Origin of the sequence: Vibrio sp. M260118, assembly GCF_036533755.1 — a bacterium.
Classification (GTDB): Bacteria; Pseudomonadota; Gammaproteobacteria; order Enterobacterales; family Vibrionaceae; genus Vibrio.
Genome location: NZ_JATABG010000226.1, coordinates 1 through 5,821, shown reverse-complemented (window position 1 = coordinate 5,821; position 5,821 = coordinate 1). Strand labels below are relative to the sequence as shown.

8 protein-coding genes and 1 tRNA gene are annotated in these 5,821 nt (G+C 44.2%); 6 read left to right on the top strand and 3 right to left on the bottom strand.

What is annotated here, in order from left to right; genetic code table 11:
* The 3 genes from flgA to QTO00_RS13375 form a co-directional block, all read left to right on the top strand.
* Positions 1–443: flagellar basal body P-ring formation chaperone FlgA (gene flgA, locus QTO00_RS13385; RefSeq protein WP_331425251.1), on the top strand; the 443-nt coding region annotated here is incomplete at its 5' end.
* Positions 444–526: 83 nt separating this feature from the next.
* Positions 527–841 carry a flagellar biosynthesis anti-sigma factor FlgM gene (flgM, locus tag QTO00_RS13380; protein WP_331425250.1) on the top strand — a complete coding sequence of 105 codons (315 nt, stop codon included), beginning with the start codon at positions 527–529 and terminating at the stop codon, positions 839–841.
* Positions 842–859: 18 nt separating this feature from the next.
* Entirely contained in the window at positions 860–1,285 is a 426-nt protein-coding gene (locus QTO00_RS13375) for a flagella synthesis protein FlgN (RefSeq protein ID WP_331425249.1), read from the top strand.
* Between the two features lie 75 nt (positions 1,286–1,360).
* Here QTO00_RS13375 and flgP read toward each other — a convergent pair whose 3' ends face one another.
* Positions 1,361–1,792 (bottom strand): flagellar assembly lipoprotein FlgP, encoded by a 432-nt coding sequence (flgP, locus tag QTO00_RS13370; protein WP_443088930.1) that lies wholly within the window; start codon positions 1,790–1,792, stop codon positions 1,361–1,363.
* Between the two features lie 8 nt (positions 1,793–1,800).
* Positions 1,801–2,436 carry a FlgO family outer membrane protein gene (locus tag QTO00_RS13365; protein WP_331425247.1) on the bottom strand — a complete coding sequence of 212 codons (636 nt, stop codon included), beginning with the start codon at positions 2,434–2,436 and terminating at the stop codon, positions 1,801–1,803.
* Between the two features lie 164 nt (positions 2,437–2,600).
* Here QTO00_RS13365 and QTO00_RS13360 point away from each other — a divergent pair, with 164 nt between their 5' ends.
* The 3 genes from QTO00_RS13360 to QTO00_RS13350 all read left to right on the top strand — a co-directional run bounded on the left by QTO00_RS13360 (position 2,601) and on the right by QTO00_RS13350 (position 4,553).
* A complete protein-coding gene (locus tag QTO00_RS13360) occupies positions 2,601–3,737 on the top strand; it encodes a flagellar assembly protein FlgT (RefSeq protein WP_331425246.1) in 1,137 nt (378 codons plus the stop codon).
* Between the two features lie 53 nt (positions 3,738–3,790).
* Positions 3,791–3,867: transfer RNA gene (locus tag QTO00_RS13355), tRNA-Arg, on the top strand.
* 179 nt (positions 3,868–4,046) lie between these two features.
* Positions 4,047–4,553, top strand: a complete 507-nt coding sequence (locus tag QTO00_RS13350; protein WP_331425245.1) for a Fe3+-citrate ABC transporter substrate-binding protein — start codon at positions 4,047–4,049, stop codon at positions 4,551–4,553.
* 49 nt (positions 4,554–4,602) lie between these two features.
* Here the strand turns inward: QTO00_RS13350 and QTO00_RS13345 are convergent, their stop codons facing one another.
* Entirely contained in the window at positions 4,603–5,577 is a 975-nt protein-coding gene (locus QTO00_RS13345; protein ID WP_331425244.1) for an OmpA family protein, read from the bottom strand.
* Positions 5,578–5,821: the final 244 nt, after the last annotated feature.

Here is a 5,821-nt window from a genome sequence, read left to right as displayed (position 1 = left end):
ACATAACGGTACTGATCGAATGTGAAGAAGACGATTGGAGAGTCTATGTACCTGTGCGTTTAACTCGTACCGGACCACAAGTTACTTTGACAACTCCACTCTCTCGCGGACAAATCATCTCCGCTAATGATGTCACTATTAATATGGTAGACTTACAACGCTTTAGGCGGCAAGGCTTTTCCACAATAGATGCTGTAATTGGCGCAAAAGCAAAGAAAAACCTCCGTACAGGTGACATTATCGAAGCAAGAGATATCTGTGTAGTCTGCCGCAACGAAACTGTGACCATAAAAGCGGTAAAATCGGGCATGACGATAACCACAAAAGGTATTGCGCTGACGGATGGCTCACACGGTGAACAGATTAGAGTGAAAAATAGTAAATCAAACCGTATAATTGAAGGACGTGTAACTGGGATTTCTGAAGTCACAGTCATTTTTTAGCTATTTACAAAAAAAGCTAAAGTTTTGAATCTGTGAGTCGATATTGACAGTACAAGTAACTATTTCTCAAAAGGCTCAACAATATGGCAGGTATTGACAACATACGTTCAGGGCAGACGCTATCGACTACGACGCACAGTTCTGTACGTAACGAAAGCAGTCCAACTAGTGGTTCTGACTCAGCAAAGAAGTCCGAAGTCGCACAAGATGCGGTTTCACTAAGCGCTCAAGGCAAAGCGGTGGGTGAAATGCATAATCAAATGGTAAGCCAACCAAGTTTCGACAAAGCAAAAGTTGCAGCAATTAAAGAGGCCATTGCTAATGGGTCTTACACTGTCGATCCCGACAAACTTGCAAGCAACATGATGAAATTCGAGAAAGAGTTCGGCGGACTTTAATCCGCGAGAAGTATATTCATGGCAGCAATTCAAAGTCTGATTGAGTTCCAATTGAAAAATGCCCAAGATCTAACCAAGGTTCTTGAGCAAGAGAAAGTTGCGATTGCTACTCGCGTATCTAAAGACATTGAAACTATTGCCAAGCAAAAAATCACCCTGATTGAGCAGTTACAAACTACTGACGAAAGAGTTCGTCAACATCCAGATGTTGAGACGCTATCGAATGATCCAGAGTTGAGCCCTCTGGTTGATCAGATTCGAACTTTAGTTAGTGAGTGCCAACAAGCAAACGAAGTAAATGGCCAAGCCCTGCAGCGCGCCCAATTGAGCTTCAACAAACTCAACAATTTAATGCAGCAATCACAGGGCAAGTTGGGTATGACCTACACGCCTGAAGGTCAAACGAAAAACGTTACGACCCTTGGCACTAATATCAAAGCCTGATATTTCTTAAATTGAATAAAAACAAAAAGCGGCAATCAATGATTGCCGCTTTTTGTTTGTTCGGAGATTGAGAGTTTAGAATAGTGTTTGCTGACGTTTTTCTGGAACAGTCTGAACTTCACCGTAGTCTCTTAGCTTATTCATCTTCTGGATGTCTAACCTAAGCTCAGTAACGTAACTATCACCAACCTTGTAGCTACGTACCACTTCAGCGCCGCGTATCACACCATCTACAGCGCCAGATGTCAGTTCGGTACCTAAACGTTGGTCTTGTAAATCCGCTCGACCGCTCACTCGCATACCGTAAACCTGTTCAGCCAATTCACGGTAAGCATCGATTTTAGAAGCACGCATTGCTCGCACCTGCTTCTCTTCTATATTACGACCTTTCTGTTCGCTAATACTGGCGTAACCGACAGCCGTTAGCCAATCATCAGGGCGCATTTGGTTCAACGGCTGACAGCCAACCATAGCGACAACGACAATAAGGAGTAGTAACTTTTTCATCATATTTCCTATGGGCGCAAGATTACAGTGTAAGGTTGGGTCATAGTTGGGTCAGAACGAATTAATACACCATCTTGAGTACGAATACTATTAAGGGTATCAAGATCTCGACCAATACGATCCGCAGGTAAGAACCCTTGCGCTGTAGCAACAACAACACGTGACTGCATGCCCACTACTCGGGCGTTAACGAGCACACCACCTTCTTGACGCAACATTGTTCCTGTCAACACGTACTGAATATCTTGCTCTTGAGCCAAGTCTTTCCAGTCACGACTAAAGGCGAAATCACCTTGGTGAGTCACCTGAATCGACCCAGTCGTTTTAAAATCAACGACTTTAAAACCGCGTCGTTGGAACTGGTGAATGAAACCTTCTGATACCGAATTACCCAGCCAGTTGGTTGCATCCATGTTCTGTAAGTCGACAAATGATGTCACGGCAATCGGCGTTCTTGCCGAAACACTGGTATTCGAAATCATTAAATCTTCTGTCATGCTCTCAACAAAGAAGTCAAGAGTATGACGCGGGCTCTCCATCAGCATAAACTGCGAGCCAGGGTACGGTTCTTTACCGTTGTATATTGGGGCATAGGCACATGCGGTCAGAAACACCACAGGGACTAGCGATAACCATTTTTTCATTCTCAAATCTCCGATACATATTAGGCGTAAAATGCTGTTTCTTTTAGCTCTCTTCTAAAAGTGGAACATTCCTTGCTTTTCTAACTTTGCTACTGTTTAGAAAGGCAATGCCTAAATCAGCTAAGTTTTAACAAGCAAGAAATGAACCAACTTGGTAAACATATATGAAAAAATCACTTCTTCTCTTCTTTTCCACGCTCTACCTCAGCGCGTTCGCTCATACAGCGTCAGCCGCGTGGTTTGAGGTGACAGGGACGGCTACTGTTGTCTCTTCAGAGGAGGTCGCACGTATTCATGCCCTTGAAGATGCCCTATACAAAGCGGTGAGTTTTTCCGGCGCAGATATTGGTAGCATTGCCAACCTACGACCTTTGCTAGAAAGTGAGAAAAAAGAGTATCAGTTCACTCACAGCGAAGTGCGCTATATCTTGGTTGACGAGCAAAAGACTCGCAGCGGTGTGATGTTCGTAAAAGCCCGTATCGATATTTACCCATCGGCAACGGGTTGCCACGTTAGCCAATACAAAAAAACATTTCTTGTCGGTAACATCGACATTGCCTCGCCACAACAAGCCGTAATGGGTCAGATCTACAGTGTCGGTGATGACTTTGCCAATATGATCAATCGCCAGCTAGACCAACAGTCGGCAAACTTTGTCTCTGTCGGTACCACTGACTTTGAAATCAGTAAACGTTACCCAGAACGATTGAAAATGATCGCCCAAGACACTGGTGCTCAGTACATTATCGGTGGCGTGATCACTGACTTAACTGCCACTATCGAACAAGGTGGCCTGCTTAGTGACGATGTCATCAACCGTCAATTTGCCTTAGAAATGAAGGTGTTTGATGGTAAGACAGGTAACGAAGTCTACAACCGCAACTACCGTGAAGTGGCACGCTGGCCATTTGCAAAAACCAGCCAGGTGGATACTCGTAGCGCACGTTTTTGGGCATCGACGTACGGCGACATGATGTTACGTGTTAGCCGTAATATTATGTTGGATCTTGAGTCTGAAGTGTCTTGTAAAATTACCCTGCCTGAAGTCGTGGCGAAATGGGACAATACCATTACTATGGACCTAGGCCGTATTCACGGCGTGCAAGAAGGCGACAAATTGCAGCTATGGCACACAGGTTCATTCATCGACCAACGCGGGCTGCCACGCAACAAGGTTACCGAAACAGAGATTACTCTGACTGTTTCACGTGTATATGAAAACGAAGCCGAACTGACCGTTGATCAGGGCGAATTGGCAGGAAGTATTCAAATTGGCGATGTAATGCACAAGCTGTTGTAATTTCACTGCTTAATGCTTAACTTACGGCTTTAAATCCGTATCATAAAGATACAGCTCCCGTGGCACAGCTGGATAGCGCGGCCCCCTCCTAAGGGGCAGGTCACAGGTTCGAATCCTGTCGGGAGCGCCATTTTTACTAAGGGCTAAATATTGTTCATTTGGCCCTTAGCTCTCAATGTAATCTATACTTTTCACAGCCCAATATCGCGCCCAATCATTGCGACGAAATATTTGTCAACCAAACAAACCTTCAACAATCTATGACATTCAACTAAAATAGTTATTAACAAAACTATTGATAGCCTAGAAATGAAAAAGAGTAACTTGACTACTAACACTGGTCACCGCTTTATTTCAAAAGCCAAGACAGCATTTAAGATCCATATCCACACACCGGACGATAAGGTGCTTCATCGCTCTGTGGGTTATATTCGTATTGGTGAGAAGAAAGGGCTAAAAAAGGCGATAAAGCTACGTAACGAGCTCGGCTCAAAAATGTGGGGGAAATATTGGCGCAAGCTATTAAAAGATCCCTATTTAATGACGCGCCTGCCTCACTCTCTTGAGCCTAAGATCATATTTAAACCCAGACCAACCAAAGACGACCCTGCAGCTAAAGATGAGTGCTACATCGCTGCTTGGCGTACTTACGATAAAGAGGGCAAGTTAATCTACAAAAGTGTTGTCTGCTCAATTAAAAAGCACGGCCGATTAGCCGCGTACTCTAAAACCAAAAAAGCCCTATTGGCGGCAAACAAAGATAACTTAGAAATTCTTGAGTTTATGGGACGCTTAAACAGCATTGACCTAAAATAGGCCAATGCTAACTTGATGACAATTTATACTCGACGAAACAGCCCTCAGGCTATTCCGCTTCGTACTCAAATGCAGGTACAACCACTTCTACACGACGGTTCTTCGCACGACCTTCTCGAGTATCATTGCTGGCAATTGGATTGTTCTCACCTTCACCTTTAGCGGTGATACGTGAACCATCGATACCTTCTTTAAGTAGAACATCCGCGATTGTTTGCGCGCGCTTTTCAGATAAAGATTGATTATAAGATGCCGCACCTGACGAGTCTGTATAACCTGTAACCTCAACCGTAGACTGCGGGTATTTGTTCATAAACTCAACTAGCTCATCAAGCATTGGCTTGCTTTCTGGTTTTAACTCACTGCTGTTGAGAGCAAATGCCCCAGAGTCCACAACCTGGGTCTCAAACGTTTTCAGCACAGGCGTGGCGACAACAGGTTCAGCGACAACGACTTCTTCAACGACTTTTTCTTCTGCGACATAAGGTTCTGCTGCAGTTTGCTCACTAGCACCAAACTTGTAAACAAAGCCAATCGTTGCGGTATCAACGGCGGCACGCACCAAATCATTATTAACATCAGTGAGGTGTTGATACTCTAGGCGGAAGCTCAGGTTCTTGTGTGCCTCAACTTCCATACCGACAGCGCCAAGAAAGGACATGTCATCCTTGTCACCATAATCCACATAAGCTCCACCGAGCTTACCGTATAAGGAAACCATCTCCGTGATAGAAAAATCTAACTTCGGCGCTAAGGTGAATGCATGAACCTTGTCATCGCTAAGCCCCGCGGCGGTAAACTCACCTAAATAATCATAGCCAGCTTCCAAAGAGACGTAATCCATAAACTGGTAACCGGCCATAACACCAGCTGCTGTAGAGTCATCATCGCAGCCTTGAGTGGTCGAAAGACACGCATCGTCCAACCATGATTTACCGACTTTACCTCCTAAATAAAACTCAGCGTTCGCATTCATGGAAACAACTGCGAGCGTACTTGAAATAATCACTGCTAACTTTTTCATGAGTCCTTCCTCATTTTAATTATATTAATGCTATCAAACCCAATTTAGAATCGTGGCTCTAGCTGCATTTTAGGATAGAGCAATACCAGCAAACTTGCATACTAGAGTGCATGAATCTACCGGATAAAAGCAACATCGATGATAACTTAGTCAGCAGTATTAAAAATAAGATAAGACCCAAGCCTTAGCTGAAAACAAAAAAACCGCAGCACATGGCTGCGGCTTTGATATCAGTAAGCTAATA